We start from the raw sequence: 22,591 nt of genomic DNA, 5'->3' as shown, positions 1-22,591 counted from the left end.
GGCGGTTTCGATGGAGACGATCTTTGCGTTGTCGACCGCCCCCGGCAAGGCGGGCGTTGCTGTTATCCGTGTCTCCGGTCCAGAGGCTGCGACGGTCTGTCAGGCACTGTGCGGGGCCCTTCCCGTAGCGAGGCGCGCGGAACTCAGGGTCTTGCGGGATCGCTCGGGGGATCGGATCGACGACGCTCTTGTGGTGTTCTTCCCGGACGGGGCAAGTTTTACAGGTGAGCCCGTTGTCGAGTTCCAGACGCATGGCAGCCCCGCCGTTGTTGCGGCGATCCTGCGTGAACTGAGCTGCTTTTCCGCGCTTCGTCCGGCAGTGCCGGGTGAATTCACGCGTCGTGCTCTTCAAAATGGTCGCCTGGACCTTACGCAGGTTGAGGCCCTGGCCGATCTTCTGGAGGCCGAGACGGAGGCCCAGAGGCGTCAGGCGTTACGGGGTTTCACGGGCGAGCTTGCCCGGGAGTGCGAGATTTGGCGCAGATCGCTTCTGCGGGCCGCTGCACTTCTCGAGGTCACGATAGATTTTGCTGATGAGGAGGTGCCGGTTGACGTCGCACCCGAGGTCAGGTCCTTGTTATCGGACGTGACCCAGCGCCTTGATCATCAGATCAAGGGTGTTTGCGTTGCGGAACGCGTCCGCTCCGGCTTTGAGGTGGCTATTGTAGGCGCGCCCAATGTCGGAAAATCGACGCTGCTCAACCGGTTGGCGGGCCGGGAGGCGGCAATTACGTCGGAATTCGCCGGAACGACGCGTGATGTGATCGAGGTTCGGATGGACCTGGGCGGGCTACCGGTGACGGTGCTGGACACGGCGGGGCTTCGAGAAACGACTGATGCGGTCGAGTCCATCGGCATCGGTCGTGCCCGCGAGAGGGCAACAGCGGCTGATGTGCGGGTTTTCCTTGTTGAGGGCATGGAACGCTTTGACGATCTTGCGCAGCACGGTGATATATATCTTGGCGCAAAGGTGGATCGGAGCGGTGGTCCCAACGGTATATCCGGGCTGACGGGGGAGGGTGTCGACGCCCTCATCGCCCAGCTGACCGACATTTTGCAGAGCCGTGTCTTGTCAGTTGGTATGGCCACGCGCGTGCGTCATGGGGCCGCCATGCGTCAGGCCATCGAGGCGCTCGGGCGTGCGCAAGGTCACCTTGATCTTGGCGAGTCGTCGACAGATCTTGCTGCTGCGGATGTCCATACCGCTATTCGCGCTCTCGATTCTCTGGTAGGACGCATCGACGTAGAGGCTGTCCTGGGTGAAATATTCGCCAGCTTCTGCCTTGGCAAGTGAGGGATGTTTCACGTGAAACAATTCGACGTTGTGGTGATCGGCGGTGGCCACGCGGGCGCGGATGCGGCGCATGGCTCTGCGCGAATGGGTGCGATGACGGCGCTCGTTACGCTTGCCCGTGGGGCCATTGGTGTCATGTCCTGCAATCCGGCGATTGGCGGCCTTGGCAAGGGCCACCTTGTGCGCGAGATCGACGCGATGGATGGCGTCATGGCGCGTGTTGCCGACCGGGCCGGGATTCAGTTCCGGCTTCTCAACCGCCGCAAGGGTCCGGCCGTTCAAGGCCCGCGCGCGCAAGCAGATCGCAAGATATACCGCGAAACGATGCAGGCGGAGCTTGATTCGACGCCCAATCTGACCATCATCGAAGGCGAGGCCGCCGATTTCATGATGGCTGGCGATAGCGTTCAGGGGGTCATCCTCGCGGACGGGACCGAGCTCTCCGCGCGCGCGGTGATCTTGACGACCGGAACGTTCCTGCGCGGCGTCATTCATATCGGGGACGTTTCCCGTCCCGGTGGGCGCATGGGTGATCCGCCAAGTATCCGCCTTGCGCAGAGGATCGACAGCTTCGGCTTGCCGCTTGGTCGCCTCAAAACCGGGACGCCACCGCGCCTTGACGGGAAGAGCATAAATTGGGAGGGGCTGGAAAGTCAGCCACCGGACGACGATCCGGTCATGTTCTCTTTCATGTCCCGCGTTCCGTTTGCGCGGCAGGTTTCCTGCGGCATCACGCACACCAATCAGCGAACGCATGACATCATCCGGGACAACCTCTCGCGGTCCGCGATGTATGGCGGCCAAATAGAGGGGGTCGGCCCCCGTTATTGTCCGTCCATAGAGGACAAGATCGTGCGATTTGCCGAAAAGACGTCTCATCAGATTTTCCTGGAACCTGAGAGCCTGTCGGATTCGGTGATCTATCCGAACGGCATTTCAACCTCCTTGCCGCTGGACGTGCAAGAGAACTACGTGCGCTCGATCTCCGGGCTGGAAAGTGCGGTCATCCTTCAACCGGGTTACGCGATCGAGTATGACTATGTCGATCCGCGCGCGCTCGATAGCGGTCTTGCGGTGAGGAGTGTTCCGGGCCTTTTTCTGGCGGGCCAGATCAATGGCACAACCGGATATGAAGAGGCTGCCGCCCAAGGGCTGGTTGCGGGCCTCAATGCGGCGCGCTTCGCGCAGGAAAAGGCATCTATCCACTTCAGCCGCACCGAGAGCTACATCGGGGTGATGATAGACGACCTTACCACCCGAGGCGTCTCCGAGCCTTATCGCATGTTCACCTCGCGGGCGGAGTTCCGGCTTTCGCTTCGGGCCGATAATGCCGATCAACGGCTTACACCGATGGGACTGTCCGCAGGCTGCATCGGCGAGGCCCGCCAGCGCGCATTCGAGGATAAGATGGAGCGCCTCCACGCGGGCCGCACTCTGCTGGAAAAGGAAACCTATACCCCGCGCGATCTTGGGCGCGCCGGTATCGAGGTCAATCTGGACGGCGCTCGGCGCAGCGGCATGGAGGTGCTCTCGTTTCCCATGGTTGAGGTTGCCGATCTTGTTCGGGTCAATCCGGCCTTTGCGGATATCGACGCCGACACGACGGCACAACTCAAACGGGATGCGACCTACGTCAATTACATTGCGCGTCAGGCGCGCGACGTGGAAATGTTGCGCCGGGATGAAGCTGTGGCGATTCCGCAGACCTTTGATTATGATGCCATCGACGGATTGTCCAACGAACTGAAGGCGAAACTTACGGCTGTCCGCCCGGACACCCTCGCACAGGCGTCTCGGATCGAGGGGATGACCCCTGCCGCCTTGTCGCTTGTCCTTATAAAGCTGCGACAGCCCGCGCGGTCGCGCAGCGCATGATGTCCGGGAATGTTTCACGTGAAACAGCGGAGCGGCTCGACATTTACAGCGCGCTCCTCGAAAAATGGAATCCGCGCATAAACCTTGTCTCGCGGGCCTCCCTGGCCGAGCACCGAACCCGCCATTTTGACGATTCGGCACAACTTTATGATCTTGCGGCGCATCCCGTCGGGCATTGGGCCGATCTCGGGAGCGGTGGCGGCTTTCCTGGTCTCATCATCGCGATTCTCGGGCAGGGAGGGGGATCGCCGTCTCGCGTCACCCTTGTTGAATCCGATGCCCGCAAAGCGACCTTTCTCAACACCGTGATACGCGAAACCGGCGTCAACGCGACAGTGATAACCGGGAGGATAGAGACGATCCCGCCACTTGATGCCGATGTCCTCTCGGCGCGTGCCCTGGCAGACCTGAGCACACTTCTTGGTTTTGCGTCTCGCCACATGCGCGCGAATGGTGCCGCGCTCTTTCCCAAGGGTGTGAGCTGGCAGCAAGAACTCGCTGCGGCGCAAACGGCGTGGCAATTCTCTCACCGGGTTGTTAAAAGCAAGACTGAAACCGGCCCTGTTATCCTGCATGTCAGAGGTATTTCCCGTGTCTGATCCACTCCGTCTCACCGGTCCACGAATCATCGCGGTCGCCAATCAGAAAGGCGGCGTGGGCAAGACCACGACGACGATCAACCTGGGGGCCGCGCTCGCCGAAAGTGGTTCGCGCGTTCTCATTGTCGATCTCGATCCGCAGGGAAATGCATCGACCGGTCTCGGTGTCGCGGCAGACTCCCGCACCTACACCACCTATGATTTCCTCCTCGACGAAGCCCCGTTCGTCGATATCGTGCAACAGACCGCGCATGAGGGGCTTTTGATCATTCCGGCAACGGTCGATCTCTCCTCGGCCGATATCGAGCTTCTTGCCAACGAAAAGCGAAGCTTTCTTCTCCATGACGCGCTGCGTCAGCCCGCGATGGACGGGCTTTTGCTCGATTACATTCTGATCGACTGCCCGCCGTCGCTCAACCTCCTGACGGTCAACGCGATGGTTGCGTCTCATTCCGTGCTGATCCCGCTCCAGAGCGAGTTTTTCGCGCTCGAAGGCCTGTCGCAGCTCATGCTTACCATTCGGGAAGTGCGTCAGTCCGCCAATCCTGATTTGCGGATCGAGGGCGTGTTGCTGACCATGGTGGATGCACGCAACAACCTGTCGGCCCAAGTTGAGAACGACGCGCGTGAGAACCTGGGCGATCTTGTGTTCCAGACCCGAATCCCGCGTAATGTGCGGGTAAGCGAGGCACCATCCTATGCTTTGCCGGTGCTGAACTACGATCCCGCGTCAAAGGGGGCGCAGGCCTATCGTGAGCTTGCCCGCGAAATCGTGCAGAAACACGCGCGGGTTGCCGCATGAACAGGGAGTCGGGGTTATGACAATGAAAACCAAGCAGGGACGAGGTCTTGGGCGCGGTCTGTCGGCGTTGATGGCTGATGTGAAAGACAGTGCGCCCACGCCCGACGCAGAGCGCCGTGCGCCCGACATGATGGTGCCGGTGGAAAAGGTCCATCCGAACCCCGACCAGCCGCGCCGCCATTTCGATGCCGGGGCGCTGGAGGATCTGGCCCGTTCGATCACCGAAAAGGGCATCATTCAGCCCCTCATAGTCCGAATCAGCCCGCGCGAGGCGGGATGCTACGAGATCGTCGCCGGTGAGCGCCGTTGGCGGGCCGCACAGATGGCGCAACTGCATGAAGTTCCGGTGCTTGTCCGCGACTTCACGGATACGGAGGTGCTGGAGGTTGCCATAATCGAGAATATCCAGCGCGCCGATCTCAACCCCGTCGAAGAGGCCGCCGGATATAGCCAGCTGATGACGAAATTCGGTCACACCCAGGAAAAACTGGCCGAAGTGCTGGGCAAGAGCCGCAGCCACATCGCCAACGCCGTGCGTCTGCTGAACCTGCCGGACGAGGTGCAGGGCTATCTCAGGGATGGCCGTCTCTCTGCTGGTCACGCGCGCGCCCTTATCACAGCACCTGACGCCGTGGCGCTGGCACGCGGCGTTATTCAGAAAGGGCTATCGGTGCGTCAGACCGAGAAGCTGGCCAAGGTGGTGCCGGGGGAAAAGGCAGGCAAGAGGGAACCGGGCTCAAAGGGAAAAATGGAGAAGGACGCCGATACAAAGGCCCTTGAATCCGATCTTTCCGCCGCGCTCTCGATGAGCGTCAGCATAGACCATCAGCCGGGCAACGAGCACGGCGCGCTGACCATCCGCTATCAATCGCTTGACGATCTCGACCGGTTGATGGCGCTTCTCAGCGCCTGAGTCAGGGCATCAGGTCAAAGATAACGGAATTCAGCACCGCACGCCCGGCCTCTGTGGCGCAAAGCCGGTCGTTCTCGACCCGGACCATGCCGATCTCGGTCAGATGCCTCAAGGCGTCCGCATCAAGCGGGGTGCCTGACAGACGTTCGAATCGGGCCATGTCGATCCCTTCGGAGAGGCGCAAACCCATCAAAAGGAACTCCGTCGCCTGCTCCTGTGCGGGGAGGCTCTCACGCAGCGACTCCCCGGATCCGCGCTCGACGTGCGCAAGCCATTCCCCCGGCATCCGGCTCGCCTCGGTCGCGTGGCGCACCCCGTCAATCGTCATCCGCCCATGCGCGCCGGGGCCGATCCCCGCATAATCGCCATAGCGCCAATAAATCAGGTTGTGCCGCGATTCCGCGCCCGGTTTTGCATGGTTAGAGACCTCATAAGCGTGAAGGCCCGCTGCTTCGCAGATCTCTTGCGTTGCATGATACATATCTGCGGCCAGGCCCTCTTCGGGCAATCCATGAAGCTTGCCCGCAGCGAACCGATCACCAAAGGCAGTGCCGCCCTCTATGGTCAATTGATACAAGGAAAGGTGGTCAATCGCCAGATCGAGCGCGCGACCGAGTTCCGCCTGCCAGTCCCCGAGCGTCTGATCCTGTCGCGCATAAATCAGGTCAAAACTTGTTCTTTGAAAGTATTTCTGAGCGATCTCATACGCTTGAACCGCCTCTGCCGCCGAATGAAGTCGTCCGAGCCGCTTCAGGTCAGTATCATTGAGGGCCTGAACGCCAAGAGAGACACGGTTCACGCCAGCCTCTGCATACCCGGCGAAGCGCGTCGCCTCTACCGAGGTCGGATTGGCCTCAAGGGTGATCTCCAGATCGTTTGCCGACGGCCACGCCGCGCGGGCCGTTGCGATGATCGCGGCGACGGTTTCGGGCGGCATGAGGCTTGGGGTGCCTCCACCAAAGAAGATCGAGTTGAGCACACGATGTGGCACCAATTCAGCCTGACGCGCGATTTCACGCAGGAAGGCCGCGCGCCAGCGACCGTGATCCACCGAGGCCGAGACGTGACTGTTGAAGTCGCAATAGGGACACTTTGCCTGGCAGAACGGCCAATGCACATAAAGCCCAAAGCCGCCGTCCTGCCAGTCCTCAGCCAAAGCAACCTGCAACGAATTTGCGGAAGGCCTCGGCGCGGTGGCTGATCCGGTTCTTTTCCCAGCGGTTCATTTCGGCAAAGGTCACATCATGGCCGTCGGGCTGAAAAATCGGATCGTAGCCATGACCCTCGGTGCCGCGCATGGGCCAAACCACCCACCCCTCAACGGTCCCCTCGAACACCTCATCATGTCCATCGGGCCAGGCGAGCACCAAAGTGCAGCAAAACCGCGCAGTCCAGGGCTGTCGCGCCTTGCGTGCCACAAGCATGTCATGGACCCTTGTCATCGCCATGGCAAAGTCACGACCAGTCTCTGTTTCGGCCCAATCCGCCGTATAGACTCCCGGCGCACCGTCAAGCGCGTCGATCACGATACCGGAATCGTCGGCGAGGGCAGGCAGGCCCGTGGCCTGCGCGGCCGCGTGGGCCTTGATCCTGGCGTTTCCGACAAAACTCGTCTCGGTCTCTTGCGGCTCGGGGAGGTTTCGGTCCGCCGCGCCGGTCACCCGCACGCCGTAGGGCTGAAGAAGATGCGCGATTTCTTCGAGCTTGCCGGCGTTATGGGTTGCCACCAGAAGCGTATCGCCCGTAAATTTACGCACCGACTGCCTCGCGCTGTTTGGTGACAAGGTCGCCCACACCCTTTTCGGCGAGATCGAGCAGGGCGTTCATCTGATCCCGGCTATAGGTCGCGCCCTCGGCGCTCATCTGCACCTCGATAAGCCGACCGGTCCCGGTCATGATGAAATTACCGTCAACGCCTGCCGCGCTGTCTTCCGGATAATCCAGATCAAGCACCGGCTGACCCGCGTAAATCCCGCAGGAGATCGCGGCCACCGGATCCACCATCGGATCGCTGATCACATCCCCCGCCTTCATGAGCTTGCCCACGGCCAGCCGAAGCGCCACCCAGCCTCCGGTGATCGAGGCGCAGCGTGTGCCGCCATCGGCCTGAATCACGTCGCAATCAACGGTTATCTGCCGCTCGCCAAGCGCGACCCGGTCCACCCCTGCGCGCAGGGCGCGGCCGATCAGGCGCTGAATCTCCACCGTGCGCCCGCCCTGCTTGCCCATAGCGGCCTCGCGCCGCATCCGGCTGTTCGTCGAGCGGGGTAGCATCCCGTATTCGGCTGTCACCCAGCCAAGCCCGCTGCCTTTGACGAATGGCGGCACGCGATCTTCTATCGTCGCCGTGCAGAGCACATGGGTATCGCCCATCTTGATCAGGCAAGAGCCTTCGGCGTGTTTCAGAACCCCGGTTTCGATTGAAACCGCCCGCATCTCGCTTAAATCTCTACCCGAAGGCCGCATCTCTGTCCCCTTGTGCTGACAGGGCGGGGATATATGGGGGCGGGCCCCGATGGCAAGCCCGATTGACCTTTGGCCAAAGGCGTCTTTAATGCTCGATTGACCAAGAGGCCCGTGTGAATGTCTGACGCCAGCACGATTCTAGATCAGCTCAACGACCGCTCGCGCGAGGTGTTTCGCCGCGTGGTCGAGGGATATCTCGCCACCGGCGGACCGGTCGGGTCGCGCACGCTCACCCGAGACTTCAGCGAAAACATCAGTGCCGCGACGATTCGCAACGTGATGCAGGATCTCGAATATCTCGGCCTGCTCGGTAGCCCGCATGTCAGTGCCGGGCGGGTGCCGACGCAGAACGGCCTCAGGATGTTTGTCGATGGCCTGCTCGAGGTGGGCGGTCTCGAGGATACCGACCGGGCGCTTATAGATGCGACCGTTGCCAGCAATTCCACCGATGTGACCGGCTTGCTCGATCGCATCGGGTCCGCCCTGTCGGGCGTGACCCAGAGCGCCTCGCTTGTTCTTGCGCCCAAGCATGAGGCACCGATCAAACATATCGAATTCGTGAGCCTGGGCCATGATCGCGCGCTTGTGGTGCTGGTCTTCGCCGATGGCCATGTCGAGAACCGGCTTTTTACCCCGCCTCCGGGCCAGACCCCCAGCTCCATGCGGGAGGCGGCGAATTTTCTGAATTCTCTGGTCGAGGGGCGGACCCTATCAGACATGCAGCTCCGTATTGCACAGGAGATCGCCGCGCGCCGTCAGGAGATCGACCAGCTTGCCCATGCCCTTGTCGAAAGCGGGCTTGCCGTCTGGCAGGACGAGGGCGACCGGCACGAGCGGTTGATCGTGCGGGGCCGCGCGAACCTTCTCGATAGTGGCGTGGACGAGGCCGACCTTGAGCGCATACGCATCCTCTTCGACGACCTTGAGCGCAAGCGCGACATTGCCGAATTTCTCGAGCGCGCCGATGAGGGTGACGGTGTGCGCATTTTTATTGGCTCGGAGAACAAACTTTTCTCACTTTCGGGTTCCTCTTTGGTGGTCTCTCCATATATGAACGCAGACCGTAAGATCATTGGCGCGGTGGGCGTAATCGGCCCCACGCGCCTCAACTATGGGCGCATCGTGCCGATTGTGGATTACACGGCGCAGCTTGTGGGCAGGCTGATCTCCGACCGGAGTGAGAGGTGAAAGATGGCAGAACCGAAAGAAGACAGCTTTCTTGACGATATCGAGGAGGCTGCCGCCGAGGAGCAGGCGCTTGGCGAGGCCGATGCAGGCGATGGGATGTCCGAGGTGGAGGCGCTGCGCGCCGAGCGCGACGCATTTCAGGATCGTTTCATGCGCGCTCTTGCCGATGCGGAGAATGCGCGCAAGCGTTCGGAAAAGGATCGCCGCGAGGCAGAGCAATATGGCGGGTCACGGCTTGCCCGCGACATGCTGCCTGTTCATGACAGCCTCAAGCGCGCGCTTGAAACCATCACCGACGACCAACGCGCGGCGTCTGCCGCGTTGGTCGAGGGGATCGAATTGACGCTGCGCGAGCTCGGGAACGTTTTTTCCAAGCACGGCATCACCGTGATCGACCCGCAGCCGGGCGACCGTTTCGATCCGCGCCATCATGAGGCGATGTTCGAGGCCCCTGTTCCGGGCACCTCTGCGGGTGAGATCATCCAGGTTTCGGCGCAAGGCTTCATGCTGCATGACCGAATCCTGCGGCCTGCGCAGGTGGGCGTGTCGTCCAATCGTGGATAGGGCGACCAGGCGGGGCTATCGGGCCCCGTCCAGCATCGCCTTCAATTCGTAGATGAGGTCGAGTGCCGCGCGCGGGCTGAGCGTGTCGGGCATCACCTCCGCCAGCCGCTGTTCAATCCCCGATTCGGGGCGCGTGACGGGCGGAGGGGCTGCCGCGGCAAAGAGCGGCAGGTCGTCGATCAGCGCCTTGCGCGCGGCGCCCCCCTCACGTTCGCCCTTCTCGAGCGCTTCGAGCACCACGCGGGCGCGGGCAACCACCGCTTCGGGCAACCCCGCCAGCCGCGCCACCTGAACGCCATAGCTGCGATCCGCCGCGCCGCGCCGGACCTCGTGCAGAAAGATCACCTCGCCATCATGCTCCTTGACGCTCACCGTGGCATTGGCCACACGGTCCAGCCGGTCGCTCAGCCCTGTCAGCTCGTGGTAATGGGTGGCAAAAAGCGCGCGGCAGCCGTTCACGTCATGGAGATGCTCCAGTGTCGCCCACGCGATTGAAAGGCCGTCATAGGTCGCCGTGCCGCGCCCGATTTCGTCAAGGATGACCAGCGCGCGCGCATCCGCCTGATTGAGGATCGCCGCCGTCTCGACCATTTCCACCATGAAGGTCGAGCGTCCGCGCGCAAGGTCGTCCGAGGCCCCGACACGGCTGAAAAGCTGGCTGACCAGGCCGATATGGGCTGACAGCGCGGGCACATGGCTTCCCATCTGGGCCAGAAGCGCAATCAGCGCGTTCTGGCGCAGAAAGGTGGACTTGCCGGCCATGTTCGGCCCGGTCAGAAGCCAGATATCGCTCTCATTGCCAAGATCGCAGTCATTGGCGATGAAAGGCGCGCCCCCTTGCGCGCGCAGGCTGCGTTCCACGACCGGATGGCGTCCGCCCTCGATCCTCAGCGCGCGGCTTTCGTCCACTTTCGGCGCGCACCAATTTTCGGCCACCGACAGATCGGCAAGCGCTGTTACAAGGTCGACCTCGGCCAGCCCGCGCGCCGCCTGTGAAATCTCTGCCGATTTATCCAGAACAGCCGCTTTCAGGCCGTCATAGAGCCGCTTTTCAATCTCGATCGCGCGCCCGCCTGCGTTGAGGATCCGGCTTTCCATCTCGGTCAGGCGCGGCGTGGTGAAGCGAAGCTGATTGGCCGTGGTCTGCCGATGCCTGAAGCTCTCGCTCAGCGGCGGCGCGAGCATCCGCTCGGCGTGGGTCGCGGTGACTTCGATGAAGTAACCCAGCACGTTGTTGTGCTTGATCTTGAGCGAGGCGATTCCGGTTTCCTCGATATATTCGCCCTGCATCGCCGCGATGACGCCGCGCCCCTCGTCGCGCAATTGCCGCGCCTCGTCGAGATCGGCGTCAAAGCCGGGCGCGATAAAGCCGCCATCCCGCACCAGAAGCGGCGGCTCCGCCACCAGCGCCCGATCGAGCAGATCGCAGAGGGGGTCATGCCCGCGCAACCCCTCTGCCGCATCGCGCAAAAGGTCCGGAAGGTCCAGACCCTCCATCCGTGCCGCAATCTCGGACGCCTGTCGAAGCCCGCTGCGGAGCGCTGCCAGGTCACGCGGCCCGCCCCGATCCAGAGCCAGCCGCGACAGCGCACGATCAAGGTCCGGCACGCGCCGCAACCGCTCGCGCAGGTCGCTCCGTAATCGAGACTGTTCCGCCGCAAAATCAACGGCTGCGAGCCGCGTCTGCACCACCTCGAGCACAAGGCTCGGGCTCGAAAGCCGTCGCTCCAGAAGGCGCCCGCCTCCCGCTGTCATCGTCCGGTCGATGGTTGCCAGAAGCGAGCCCGCGCGCCGCCCGTCAAGCGCGTGGGTCAGTTCCAGATTGCGCCGCGTCGCCGCGTCGATCTGCATCACACGACTTGCCTGCTCGCGCACCGGTGCCTGCAAGAGCGGCAGTTTGCCCTTCTGCGTGATCGTGAGCCATTCAACGATGGCCCCCATCGCGGCCAGTTCGGGGCGGGTGAAGGCACCGAAAGCCTCAAGCGTGCTGACCCGGAAGAGCGCGCAAAGCCGCTGCTCGGCGCCCGTGCTGTCAAAGGCCGCTGCGCCAAGCGCGGTGATCGACGCCCCGATTTCAGTGACTGTATCGGCCAAACCAGCCTCATCTGCCTCGGATACCACCACCTCGCGTGGCATCAGGCGCGCCAGCTCCGGTCCCAGCCGGGCAGGGGAAAGCGCCATGACGTGAAAGGCCCCCGTGGAAATGTCCACCCAGGCCAGAGCACCCTCGCCCCGCACCTGCCCAAACCCTGCCAGATAGTTGTGCCGCCGTGCGTCAAGCAGGCTTTCCTCGGTCAGGGTTCCCGGTGTCACGAGGCGGACAACCTCGCGCCGCACCACGGATTTCGAGCCGCGCTTCTTTGCCTCTGCCGGGTCTTCCATCTGTTCGCAGACGGCGACGCGGAACCCTTTGCGGATCAGCGTCAGAAGATAGCCTTCGGCGGCATGAACGGGCACCCCGCACATGGCGATATCATCGCCGAGATGCTTGCCCCGCTTTGTCAGCGCGATATCGAGCGCCTCGGCCGCCGCCACCGCGTCCGCGAAGAACAACTCGTAGAAATCGCCCATCCGGTAGAACAGGAGCGCATCGGGATAGTCTGCCTTGATCTCCAGATATTGCGCCATCATCGGCGTGATGGTCGGTCCGGTCTCGCTCAATGTTGCTCCCCCATTTTTCTGGCGCGGACCTTACGCACCGCTCCGTTCCGGCGAAAGCCCCCTCACGCCTTTCGGTTGAGGCGGGGCGCGTCCGTCGCTATGCAGGTTCAGCCCCTGTTTGTGAAAGACCGCCCCATGACAAACCCCAAATACACCCGCGAAGAGGCGCTTGCCTTTCATCTCGAGCCGATGCCCGGCAAGTTCGAGATCCAGGCCACTGTTCCGATGAACACGCAGCGCGACCTCAGTCTTGCCTATTCCCCCGGTGTGGCGGTCCCCTGCGAGGAGATCGCGGCCAACCCGGAGCTGGCCTATGACTATACCAACAAGGGCAATCTTGTCGCGGTCATCTCCAACGGCACCGCCGTTCTTGGCCTTGGCAATCTTGGTGCGCTGGGCAGTAAACCGGTGATGGAGGGCAAGGCGGTTCTCTTCAAGCGGTTCGCGGATGTGAATTCCATCGACATCGAGCTTGATACCGAGGACTCGGATGAATTCATCAACGCCGTGCGCCTCATGGGGCCAACCTTTGGCGGCATCAATCTTGAGGATATCAAGGCACCGGAATGTTTCATCATCGAGCAGCGGCTCAAGGAGGTGATGGATATTCCCGTGTTCCACGATGATCAGCACGGCACGGCGGTGATCTGCGCGGCGGGCCTCATCAATGCGCTGCACCTCTCGGGCAAGAAGATCGAGGAGGTGCGCATCGTGCTCAACGGCGCGGGGGCGGCGGGGATCGCCTGTCTGGAGTTGCTGAAATCCATGGGCGCGCGGCATGACAATTGCCTGATGTGCGACACCAAGGGCGTGATTTACCAAGGCCGCACCGAGGGCATGAACCAGTGGAAATCCGCTCATGCCGCCGCCACAGACCTGCGCAGGCTGGAAGAGGCGATGAAGGGGGCGGACGTGTTCCTCGGCGTTTCCGTCAAGGGGGCTGTGACGCCCGAGATGGTCGCCTCCATGGCCGATAACCCGGTCATCTTCGCCATGGCAAACCCCGATCCCGAGATCACCCCCGAAGAGGCCCACGCCGTGCGCCCCGATGCGATCGTGGCCACCGGGCGCTCGGATTATCCCAACCAGGTCAACAACGTGCTGGGCTTTCCCTATCTCTTTCGCGGCGCGCTCGACGTGCATGCGCGCGCGATCAACGACGAGATGAAGATCGCCTGTGCCGAGGCGCTGGCGCGGCTCGCGCGCGAGGACGTGCCTGACGAAGTGGCAATGGCCTATGGCCGCAAACTGAGCTTTGGCCGCGACTACATCATCCCCACGCCCTTTGATCCGCGCCTCATCCATACCATTCCGCCTGCCGTGGCGCGCGCGGGCATGGCGACGGGGGCCGCCCGCCGTCCCATCGTCGACATGGAGAGCTACGAGCAGTCGCTCAAGTCGCGCATGGATCCGACGGCGAGCATCCTGCGCGGCATCAACGCCCGCGCCCGACGCGCTCAGGCGCGGATGATCTTTGCCGAGGGCGATGATGTGCGTGTGCTGCGCGCGGCCGTGCAATATCAGCGCTCCGGGCTGGGCAAGGCCCTTGTCGTCGGGCGCGACGAGGATGTGAAGGCGAAGCTTGACGCCGCAGGCATGGGCGATGCCGTGCGCGAGCTGGAGGTGGTCAACGCCGCCAAGACCGACCGGCTCGAGGACTACAAGGCGTTTCTTTACGCCCGGTTGCAACGCAAGGGATTTGACCGCCATGACATCCATCGCCTCGCCGCGCGTGACCGGCATGTGTTTGCCGCGCTCATGCTGGCGCACGGCCACGGCGACGGGCTGGTGACCGGGGCCACCCGAAAATCCGCCCATGTGCTCAACCTCATCAACCACGTTTTCGATGCCGATGCCGAGCATGGCGCAGCCGGTGTTACGGCGGTCTTGCACAAGGGGCGGATCGTGTTGATCGCCGACACGCTGGTCCATGAGTGGCCCGACGAGGAGGATCTGGCCACCATCGCGATGCGCGGCGCGGATGTGGCGCGCCATCTGGGGTTGGAGCCGCGTGTCGCCTTTGTCAGCTTCTCGACATTCGGCTATCCCAAATCCGAGCGGGCCGAGAAAATGCACCGTGCGCCAAAGGTTCTGGAACGGCGCGGCGTCGATTTCGAGTTCGAGGGCGACATGACCGTAGATGTGGCCCTCAACCCCGCTGCGCAGGCCGGTTATCCGTTCCAGCGCCTCTCGGGTCCCGCCAATATCCTTGTCGTGCCCGCCCGCCATTCCGCCTCGATCTCGGTCAAGCTGATGCAGGAGATGGCAGGCGCGACCGTCATAGGCCCGATCCTGACCGGGGTTGATGCCTCGATCCAGATCTGTTCGTCGAACTTCACCGCCAGCGATATCCTCAACATGGCGATCCTCGCCGCCTGCAAGGTCGGCTGACCGATGCATCCGTGGCGGCGTCGAAGATGAGTATTTCCGGAACAGTGAAGCCGGGGCGCGTCTGGTGCCTGGGGTCGATCAACGCGGACCATATCTATCGCCTGCCTCGGCTGCCCACACCGGGCGAGACCTTGCCTGCCACCGGCTATCGGCGGATGCTGGGCGGGAAGGGCGCGAACCAGTCCATCGCGGCCGCCCGCGCCGGGGCCGAGGTGCGCCATCTGGGTGCTGTTGGCCGGGACGGCGCGTGGATGCTGGCGGCGCTGGCCGATTGCGGGGTCGATGTAAGCAATGTCGTCCGGATGGACGGATCTTCGGGGCATGCGCTCGTGATGGTCGATGATGCGGGAGAGAATGCCATCGTGCTTCACCCCGGCAGCAATCGTGCGCTGGATCTGCCAGCGGTCGCGGCGGCGCTTTCGGGACTGGTGCCGGGTGATTGGCTGCTCTTGCAGAACGAAACCAACCTTTCGGCAGAAGCCGCCCGCCTGGCGCGGGATGCGGGCGCGCAGGTCGCTTATTCCGCCGCGCCGTTCGAGGTCGAGGCCGTGAGAGGCGTTTTGCCGTATGTCACGTTGCTTATCCTCAATGCCGTCGAGGCGGCGCAGCTGGAGGCCGCGCTCGGACCGGTGGAGGCCCCGTATGTTCTGGTGACAAAAGGGGCCGAAGGCGCGGTCTGGTCTGACCGGAAAAGCGGCGAAACGGTCTCTGTTCCGGCGCACGCCGTCCCTGTTCGGGATACAACGGGTGCCGGGGACTGTTTCTCGGGATACGTGGTGGCCATGCTCGCCACGGGCAGTTCGGTCGATACCGCGCTCCGCCTCGCCAGTGCCGCCGCCGCGCTTCAGGTCACGCGCGATGGCGCATCAGAGGCGATCCCGGCCTTGCCCGAGGTTCTGGCCTTTCTCGCTCAAGAGTGACCGGCAAAAGGCGCAGCCTTGCCCCAAAGCGCCTTCACTCGCGCATCGCGTCCGCACGCTTCGCGGTAGAGTTTGTAGGCGGTCGCCTTTGGGCGCGGCCCGAAGCGCGTCAGCACGATATCGCGACTTTTGTAGTAATCCTGATGATAGGAGTCAGCGGGCCAGAAAGCACCGAGAGGCAGGACCGGCGTGACGATGCCCTTGCCAAGATCCTGCGCCGCCTTCGTGATGGCCGCCTCGGCGAGTGTCTTTTCCGGTTGATCAGAGACGAATATGGCCGTTCTGTAGCTCTCTCCTCGATCACAGAATTGGCCACCTGCGTCGGTCGGATCGACCGACCGCAGGAACATGTCCAGAAGAGCCTCGCGTGTGACCGTGCCCGGATCGAAGGTGATCCGCACCGCCTCGAGATGCCCGGTGCCGCCGCGTGTCACCTGCTTGTAGGTTGGATTGGTTGCCGTGCCACCGGTGAACCCCGATTCGGCCTCGATGACGCCGCGCACCTTTTCGAAATCGGCCTCGACGCACCAGAAACACCCCCCCGCGACCACCAGGGTCGCGCGCTCCGCCGCCTCGGCGGCTCTGCCCTGAAGGCAGAGCGCGGCCGCGATCAAAAGCGCCAGCATCGCTGCTTTTACGTCCCGAAGTCTGATGACCATGACCTAGCCCTCCTTGTTGGGACCAGCATGCGGCGAGAGTCCCTCACACCCAAGCGACAAATCCGTGACTTCACGCCCTGTTGAGTGCGGTTTCAACCTTGGTCCCGCGCTGTGCGGTGAGCGCGCAAAACCTGCTTTCAGGCGCACATCCTGCCGGGGTGAACATGCCCGCGCGCTTGCGCATGCGCGCCATGCGCGCTAACTCGCCCATGACAGAACGGGGTGACGGATATGAGCGATCTGCGCGAGACCTATCTGAAAGCGATTGCCGGGGCGGGTGACGAGGCCACGCTCGAGGCGCTGCGCGTGCAGGCGCTTGGCAAGAAGGGCGAGATCAGCCTTGCCATGCGGGAACTGGGCCGGATGACACCAGAGGAACGGCAGGAGGCGGGACCGCGCCTCAACGCCCTCAAGGACGAGATCAACTCGGCGCTGGCGGCGAAAAAGCAGGCCTTGGCCGATGCGGGGCTGGATGAGCGGTTGCGGGGCGAATGGCTCGATGTGACGCTGCCCGCACGGCCGCGCAGGCAGGGCACGATCCATCCGGTGTCTCAGGTGACCGAAGAGGTCACGGCGATCTTTGCCGATATGGGTTTTGCCGTGGCCGAAGGCCCGCAGATCGAAAGTGACTGGTATAATTTCGACGCGCTGAACATTCCCGGCCACCATCCGGCGCGCGCCGAGATGGACACGTTTTACACGCATCGCGCCGACGGCGACGACCGCCCGCCACATGTGCTGCGCACCCACACGAGCCCGGTGCAGATCCGCACCATGCAGGCCGAGGGCGCGCCGATCCGGGTGATCGCGCCGGGGCGCGTCTATCGCGCGGATTACGACCAGACCCACACACCGATGTTCCATCAGGTCGAGGGGCTGGCGATTGACCGCGATATTTCCATGGCCAACCTGAAATGGGTTCTGGAGGAGTTCGTGAAGGCGTTCTTCGAGGTGGACGCCGTCGACCTGCGCTTTCGCGCCTCGCATTTTCCGTTCACCGAACCCTCGGCAGAGGTGGATATCCGGTGTTCCTGGGAAGGCGGCACGCTCAAGGTGGGCGAGGGCGACGACTGGCTGGAAATTCTCGGGAGCGGCATGGTGCATCCCAAGGTTCTGGAAGCGGGAAATATCAATCCCAATGAGTGGCAGGGCTTTGCCTTCGGCATGGGGATCGACCGCATCGCGATGCTGAAATACGGCATCCCCGATCTGCGGGCGTTTTTCGATTCGGACCTGCGCTGGCTGCGGCATTACGGCTTTGCGGCGCTGGACGTTCCGACGTTGCATGGTGGGTTGAGCAGGTAAACCCGGCATCCGAAGGGTGCGCGCTACCCTTCCTGCGGACCATCGACGCGGGCCGACGGACCGGCTAGGGTGACGCCAAAGGAGCCATGCCATGCCGTTGATCCAGCTTGTCTATGCCTCGCGGCCCTTCGGGTTCGATGAGGCCACGCTCTCGGCGATCCTGATGGATGCCCGCCGCGCCAATGCGCGCGACGACATCACCGGGGCGCTGATCGTGCGGCATGATCTTTTCCTGCAACTTCTGGAAGGGCCGCGTGACAAGGTTGCGGCGGCCTATCAGCGGATCCGCCGCGACGACCGGCATGTCGAGGTGACGCGGTTGGTGGAGCGGGCCATCGAGGCGCGCATGTTTCCCGGATGGGCGATGCGCGACGATCCGGCGCAAAGCTGGGTCTGGAGCATCGAGGCGGTCAATGACGGGGCTATCGAGCGAACCGATCAGGCCGAGGTGCTCGGGTTCTTTCAGCGCCTCGCGGATCAGGGTGTGGTGCCGCCGCGCGGGGCGTGAGGCACCCGCTCAGGGCTTTGGCCGGTCATCCCAGTCATTCGACAGGATGCGCCGCGCGTCGCCCTCGGGATCGTCATACTGGTTCGAGCGCACCGTGTAGACAAAGGCCACAAGGCCCACGCCCCCGAGGATCAGGGAAATCGGGATCAGATAGGCGAGAATGTTCATCGGCTACCTCAGTCGCAGGGCATTGAGGGATACCGTAATCGAACTGAGCGACATCGCCAAGGCGGCGATCAGCGGCGAGCAGAGACCCGCCACCGCCAGCGGCACGGCGACGATGTTGTAGACCGTGGCGATGCGGAAATTCTCGCGGATGCGTCGGGTGGCGGATTTGGCGGTTTCGCAGGCCGCACCGATGGGCGTGAGATCATTGCCCAGAAGCACGATGTCCGACGCCACCCGCGCGGCATCCAGCGCCGAGGCGGGCGAGATCGAGACATGGGCGGCGGCCAATGCGGCGGTATCGTTGAGGCCGTCACCCACCATCAGCACATGCGCGCCCTTGTCCGTCAGGGTGGCCACGCGCGCGGCCTTGTCGGCGGGCAGCGCCTCGGCCAGCCACTCGGCGATTCCCAGCCGTTCGGCCAGCGCCTTGACCGCGGGCGTGGTGTCGCCCGACATGAGGATAACGCGCTTGCCCTGTTTCACCAGCGTTGTCACGGCCTCCTCCGCGCCGGGGCGCAGGGCATCGGCAAAGGTAAAGGCCACCGGCGGGGCCTTGCCCATCTTGAGATAGGTCGCGGTCTCGGCGCGGGGTGTCGCACTCACCCAGCTTGCCCGGCCAAGGCGGACCTCTTGCCCGTCGATCATGCCTTTGGTGCCGTATCCCGGCACCTCGGTGATATCCGTGACTTGCGTCGCCGCAAGCCCTGCGTCGCGCGCCGCGCGGGTGATCGCCTGCGCCAGCGGATGCGCCGATGCCTGCGACAGTGCCAGCGCCAGTTCCAGGGCGTCGCGCGGCAGTGACGCGCCATTGGTCAGGCGCGGCGTGCCGGTGGTGAGGGTGCCGGTCTTGTCGAATACCACCGTATCCACCTGCGCCAGCCGTTCCAGCGCGGTCTCGTGCTTGATCAGCATTCCGCGCCGAAAAAGCCGCCCCGAGGCCGCCGTCGTGACGGCAGGCACGGCAAGGCCAAGCGCGCAGGGGCAGGTGATGATGAGCACGGCTGCGGCGATGTTGAGCGCGGTGCGCAGGTCCCATGTATAGAGATACCAGCCGACAAAGCTCAGCCCCGAGAGGATATGCACGCCGGGCGCATAGAGCTTGGCGGCCTTGTCGGCCAGCGAGGTATAGCGCGAGCGACCCGATTCCGCGATGGCCACCAGATCGGCCATGCGATGGAGCGAGGTCTCGGCCCCCACCGCCGTGGCGCGGATGGTGAGCGGCCCGGTGAGGTTCACCTCGCCCGCGCTCACCGCCTGTCCCTCACCCGCAAAAACCGGCAGCGTCTCGCCGGTCAGGAGAGAGCGGTCAAGCTCGGACGTGCCGCTGACGATCTCGCCGTCCACCGGCATCCGACCGCCCGGGCGCACGAGGATCAGATCGCCCACGGCGAGGTCCGCGATTCCCACCACCTCTTCCACACCGTCCCTCAGCCGTGTCGCCCGCGGCACCTCGAGCGCGGTCAGTTCCTCGGCGGCGGAGCGGGCAATGGCGCGGGTGCGGTGATCGAGATAGCGCCCCGCAAGCAGGAAAAACGTAAGCGCGATGGCCGCATCGAAATAGGCGTGTTCGCCGGAAAGCGAGGTTTCCCAAAGCGAGGTGACCACCGCCAGCAGAATGGCCAGCGTGATCGGCACATCCATGTTGAGCCGACCGTGCCGCAGCGCGGACCAGGCATTGCGAAAGAACGGCACCCCGGAAAAGGCGATCGCCGGGAGCGCGATGGCGGCGGAAATCCAGTGAAACAGGTCGCGCGTCGCGGCCTCGGCTCCGGACCAGACCGAGACCGACAAGAGCATGACATTCATGCTGGCAAAGCCCGCCACTGCCAGCCGCATCAGAAGCTCGCGGCCCGCGCGGTCGGTTGCCGTGGCGCTCAACGTGCCCGCATCGAGCTCATGCGCCTCATAGCCCAGCCCCTCGACCAGCGCGCGCATCTCCTCGGCGGTCACCTCGGGCGCGGCGTCGATGCTGGCGCGCTTGAGCGTCAGGTTGACGCGCGCCGAACGCACCTGCGGATGCGCATCAAGCGCGCTCTCGATCTTCGAGATGCAGGCCCCGCAATGGATCGTCGGCAGCGACAGGGCAATCCGCGCATCGGGCAGAGCGCGCGCCGCCAGCGTCTCGGCTGCGGGCGCGGCGGCGCAGGCGGGGCAGGCCGACGGGGTGGGGCGCAGCGTAGCTGTCATGGTCTATTCCGTCACCAGAACGACGCGCTGTTGAAACGCGGTGCCGTCCGGCGCCTCGGCCACCATGCGGATATTCCAGTTGCCGGGGGCAAGCGTGACCGGGGCGACATAGCCGCGCCCGTCAAAGTGGAACTCGGGCCGCTGATCCTCGGCCACATGGGTGGCACGGCCCACCGTTGCGTCAAGGGACGCCACGCGCACCGGCTGCCCCTCGGCATCGGAGATTGTCAGTCGCAGCACGCCGCCGCCATGGGTCGCGCGGACCTCCCAGCCAAGCGCCTCCTGCGCCGCCTTGCGCTCGTTGAACTCCTGGCTGGCGACGTAGGAATTTTTCACCTCGAGCCCCGGAAAGGTGCTGACCGCCGAATACGCAAGAACAAGGTTCACCGCGATGATCGTCCCGAATGCGCCCGCGAAGATCAGGAAAACATGCCGCCCGGTCAATTGCCGCTCTGCCATCACTCTCCCTTTCCGTTGAACACCGTGTCGCGTGAGGCGCGTGTGCCGCTCTCGCCATCCTCGAGCCAGATGCGCACCTCGCTGCGTGCATCGCGCGCCGGGGCCGATCCCGGCGGCGCGGCAAGATACAGCCGTTGCAGGCGCATCTCGTCGGCGGGAACGCTGACCACATTGCCCTCCACCCCTTCCAGCGACAGGGTGATCGCCGGATCGCCCTTGACGCTCAGAACGAATTCGCGCTCCTCGTGCTGCATGTTGCGGATACGCACCTCGTAGGTGTTGCGGATCGTGCCGTCCGAAAGCGTCACGTAAAGCGGGTTGCGCACTGCCGCCACCGTCAGGTCGATATCCGACCGGATGAAGAGCGCAAAGATCAGGCCGATGCCGACCGCCGACCAGAGCACGGTATAAAGGATCGTGCGCGGGCGCAGGATATGCTGCCAGACGGGTTTGGGCGCCTTGCCCTCGCGTTCGCGCAGCTCGTCGGTCAGCGCCATGTAGTCGATCAGGCCGCGCGGTTTGCCGATCTTTGCCATGATATCGTCGCAGGCGTCGATGCACAGCGCACAGGTGATGCACTCCATCTGCTGCCCATCCCGAATGTCGATGCCCATGGGGCAGACATTGACGCAGGCCATGCAGTCGATGCAGTCGCCCATCTCTGCCCCGGCGCGCACCTCGTCGGAGTTCTTGCGCGGCTCGCCCCGCCAGCTCCGGTAGCCGACGGTGAGGCTGTCCTCGTCCAGCATCGCTGCCTGAATGCGCGGCCAGGGACAGGCATAGATGCAGATCTGCTCGCGCGCGAAGCCGCCAAAAAAGAAGGTCGTGCCGGTCAGAACGGCGATGGTGGTATAGGCGACAGGATGCGCGTTGAGCGCGAAGAGATCGCGCATGAGCGTCGGCGCATCGGTAAAGTAGAACACCCAGGCCCCGCCCGTGGCCACGGCGATCAGAAGCCACGTGATCCACTTGGTGATCCTGAGCCGAAACTTGCGAAAATCCCATTTCTTCTGGCGATGAAGCCGCAAGCGTGCGTTGCGGTCGCCCTCGATCCACCGCTCGACAAGGATGAACAGATCCGTCCAGACGGTCTGAGGGCAGGCATAGCCGCACCAGACCCGGCCCAGTGCCGACGTGAAGAGAAACAGCCCCAGGCCCGCCATCACCAGCAGACCGGCCACGAAATAGAATTCGTGCGGCCAGATCTCGATCCAGAAGAAAAAGAATCGACGGCTTGCCAGGTCAAGCAGCACCGCCTGATCCGGCAGGCTCTCGCCCCGGTCCCAGCGAATCCAGGGGGTGATGTAGTAGATGCCCAGCGTGATCGCCATGATCACCCATTTCAGGTTGCGGAACGGCCCCGAGACGCGGCGCGGAAAGATCGGCTCCTGCGCGGCATAAAGGGATTGCGGGGCATTGGGCTGGGTCTCGGACACTGGATCACTCCGATAAGATCGGTTTCAGGTTCGTCTTTTCGCAGACGACTTCGGCCATTGCTTTGACCTGCGTCAATCTTGTGGGAATTTCTGCGCGGGGGAAGCGTGGCGCGTTGCCGCGCGGGGGATAACGACACCGGCCCTTCCTGGAAACGCGCGAACAGGACGGAAGGACCGGTGCCTTGCCCCGGTCCCA

The 22,591-nt window shown here is 63.6% G+C and carries 20 protein-coding genes; 11 read left to right on the top strand and 9 right to left on the bottom strand.

All coding sequences use genetic code 11. From position 1 onward, the window contains the following. Positions 1 to 10: 10 nt before the first annotated feature. The 5 genes from mnmE to ABIE57_RS04280 all read left to right on the top strand — a co-directional run bounded on the left by mnmE (position 11) and on the right by ABIE57_RS04280 (position 5,483). Complete coding sequence (mnmE, locus tag ABIE57_RS04300) at positions 11 to 1,294, top strand: tRNA uridine-5-carboxymethylaminomethyl(34) synthesis GTPase MnmE (RefSeq protein WP_354537763.1); 1,284 nt, start codon at positions 11 to 13, stop codon at positions 1,292 to 1,294. Between the two features lie 3 nt (positions 1,295 to 1,297). Beyond that, positions 1,298 to 3,169 (top strand): tRNA uridine-5-carboxymethylaminomethyl(34) synthesis enzyme MnmG, encoded by a 1,872-nt coding sequence (mnmG, locus tag ABIE57_RS04295; protein WP_354537762.1) that lies wholly within the window; start codon positions 1,298 to 1,300, stop codon positions 3,167 to 3,169. Next, positions 3,166 to 3,768 (top strand): 16S rRNA (guanine(527)-N(7))-methyltransferase RsmG, encoded by a 603-nt coding sequence (rsmG, locus tag ABIE57_RS04290; RefSeq protein WP_354537761.1) that lies wholly within the window; start codon positions 3,166 to 3,168, stop codon positions 3,766 to 3,768. Before mnmG ends, rsmG begins: the two co-directional genes overlap by 4 nt. Then, positions 3,761 to 4,570: a ParA family protein gene (locus tag ABIE57_RS04285; protein ID WP_354537760.1), complete on the top strand. Its 810-nt coding sequence runs from the start codon at positions 3,761 to 3,763 to the stop codon at positions 4,568 to 4,570. Before rsmG ends, ABIE57_RS04285 begins: the two co-directional genes overlap by 8 nt. A 70-nt stretch (positions 4,571 to 4,640) precedes the next feature. Beyond that, the gene (locus tag ABIE57_RS04280; RefSeq protein ID WP_454283716.1) at positions 4,641 to 5,483 is read left to right on the top strand and encodes a ParB/RepB/Spo0J family partition protein; all 843 of its coding nucleotides are present in this window, start codon (positions 4,641 to 4,643) and stop codon (positions 5,481 to 5,483) included. A 1-nt stretch (position 5,484) separates the two neighbouring features. Here ABIE57_RS04280 and hemW read toward each other — a convergent pair whose 3' ends face one another. Genes hemW through rph form a run of 3 tightly spaced genes read right to left on the bottom strand, consistent with a single transcriptional unit; the run spans position 5,485 to position 7,949 of the window. Further along, positions 5,485 to 6,639, bottom strand: coding sequence for a radical SAM family heme chaperone HemW (hemW, locus tag ABIE57_RS04275; protein ID WP_354537758.1), 1,155 nt, complete (start codon positions 6,637 to 6,639; stop codon positions 5,485 to 5,487). Next, positions 6,632 to 7,240 carry an RdgB/HAM1 family non-canonical purine NTP pyrophosphatase gene (gene rdgB / locus ABIE57_RS04270; protein WP_354537757.1) on the bottom strand — a complete coding sequence of 203 codons (609 nt, stop codon included), beginning with the start codon at positions 7,238 to 7,240 and terminating at the stop codon, positions 6,632 to 6,634. Before rdgB ends, hemW begins: the two co-directional genes overlap by 8 nt. Continuing rightward, positions 7,233 to 7,949: a ribonuclease PH gene (gene rph / locus ABIE57_RS04265; protein ID WP_354537756.1), complete on the bottom strand. Its 717-nt coding sequence runs from the start codon at positions 7,947 to 7,949 to the stop codon at positions 7,233 to 7,235. The genes rdgB and rph overlap by 8 nt, the downstream gene beginning before the upstream one ends. 117 nt (positions 7,950 to 8,066) lie before the next feature. On the opposite strand from rph, the gene hrcA reads away from it, so the two are divergent. Together hrcA and ABIE57_RS04255 are read left to right on the top strand one after the other, a co-directional pair. After that, positions 8,067 to 9,137, top strand: coding sequence for a heat-inducible transcriptional repressor HrcA (hrcA, locus tag ABIE57_RS04260; RefSeq protein WP_354537755.1), 1,071 nt, complete (start codon positions 8,067 to 8,069; stop codon positions 9,135 to 9,137). A 3-nt stretch (positions 9,138 to 9,140) separates the two neighbouring features. Continuing rightward, a complete protein-coding gene (locus ABIE57_RS04255) occupies positions 9,141 to 9,701 on the top strand; it encodes a nucleotide exchange factor GrpE (RefSeq protein WP_354537754.1) in 561 nt (186 codons plus the stop codon). Between the two features lie 15 nt (positions 9,702 to 9,716). Here the strand turns inward: ABIE57_RS04255 and mutS are convergent, their stop codons facing one another. Further along, positions 9,717 to 12,332 (bottom strand): DNA mismatch repair protein MutS, encoded by a 2,616-nt coding sequence (mutS, locus tag ABIE57_RS04250; protein ID WP_354537827.1) that lies wholly within the window; start codon positions 12,330 to 12,332, stop codon positions 9,717 to 9,719. 165 nt (positions 12,333 to 12,497) lie between these two features. Here mutS and ABIE57_RS04245 point away from each other — a divergent pair, with 165 nt between their 5' ends. Both ABIE57_RS04245 and ABIE57_RS04240 read left to right on the top strand, forming a co-directional pair. Then, positions 12,498 to 14,753 (top strand): NADP-dependent malic enzyme, encoded by a 2,256-nt coding sequence (locus ABIE57_RS04245; RefSeq protein ID WP_354537753.1) that lies wholly within the window; start codon positions 12,498 to 12,500, stop codon positions 14,751 to 14,753. Positions 14,754 to 14,779: 26 nt separating this feature from the next. Beyond that, positions 14,780 to 15,673, top strand: a complete 894-nt coding sequence (locus ABIE57_RS04240; RefSeq protein ID WP_354537752.1) for a ribokinase — start codon at positions 14,780 to 14,782, stop codon at positions 15,671 to 15,673. On the opposite strand, the gene msrA is transcribed toward ABIE57_RS04240, so the two are convergent. Continuing rightward, a complete protein-coding gene (msrA, locus tag ABIE57_RS04235; protein WP_354537751.1) occupies positions 15,664 to 16,332 on the bottom strand; it encodes a peptide-methionine (S)-S-oxide reductase MsrA in 669 nt (222 codons plus the stop codon). The two genes, ABIE57_RS04240 and msrA, sit on opposite strands and share 10 nt — an antisense overlap. Positions 16,333 to 16,563: 231 nt before the next feature. Between msrA and pheS the strand changes: the two genes are divergently transcribed. Together pheS and ABIE57_RS04225 are read left to right on the top strand one after the other, a co-directional pair. Further along, complete coding sequence (pheS, locus tag ABIE57_RS04230) at positions 16,564 to 17,637, top strand: phenylalanine--tRNA ligase subunit alpha (protein WP_354537750.1); 1,074 nt, start codon at positions 16,564 to 16,566, stop codon at positions 17,635 to 17,637. A 91-nt stretch (positions 17,638 to 17,728) separates the two neighbouring features. Beyond that, positions 17,729 to 18,145, top strand: coding sequence for a BLUF domain-containing protein (locus tag ABIE57_RS04225; RefSeq protein WP_354537749.1), 417 nt, complete (start codon positions 17,729 to 17,731; stop codon positions 18,143 to 18,145). Between the two features lie 9 nt (positions 18,146 to 18,154). Here ABIE57_RS04225 and ccoS read toward each other — a convergent pair whose 3' ends face one another. Genes ccoS through ccoG form a run of 4 tightly spaced genes read right to left on the bottom strand, consistent with a single transcriptional unit; the run spans position 18,155 to position 22,395 of the window. After that, positions 18,155 to 18,313, bottom strand: a complete 159-nt coding sequence (gene ccoS / locus ABIE57_RS04220; protein ID WP_354537748.1) for a cbb3-type cytochrome oxidase assembly protein CcoS — start codon at positions 18,311 to 18,313, stop codon at positions 18,155 to 18,157. 3 nt (positions 18,314 to 18,316) lie between these two features. Further along, positions 18,317 to 20,500 (bottom strand): heavy metal translocating P-type ATPase, encoded by a 2,184-nt coding sequence (locus tag ABIE57_RS04215; protein ID WP_354537747.1) that lies wholly within the window; start codon positions 20,498 to 20,500, stop codon positions 18,317 to 18,319. Between the two features lie 3 nt (positions 20,501 to 20,503). Further along, entirely contained in the window at positions 20,504 to 20,959 is a 456-nt protein-coding gene (locus ABIE57_RS04210) for a FixH family protein (protein ID WP_354537746.1), read from the bottom strand. Further along, positions 20,959 to 22,395: a cytochrome c oxidase accessory protein CcoG gene (gene ccoG / locus ABIE57_RS04205; RefSeq protein WP_354537745.1), complete on the bottom strand. Its 1,437-nt coding sequence runs from the start codon at positions 22,393 to 22,395 to the stop codon at positions 20,959 to 20,961. The genes ABIE57_RS04210 and ccoG overlap by 1 nt, the downstream gene beginning before the upstream one ends. Positions 22,396 to 22,591 lie beyond the last annotated feature (196 nt).

It is taken from the genome of Roseovarius sp. MBR-6 (assembly GCF_040547525.1).
In the GTDB taxonomy this organism is placed as follows: domain Bacteria; phylum Pseudomonadota; class Alphaproteobacteria; order Rhodobacterales; family Rhodobacteraceae; genus Roseovarius.
Note: the sequence above shows the minus strand (reverse complement) of the source record. Positions and strands in the feature narration are given on the sequence as shown.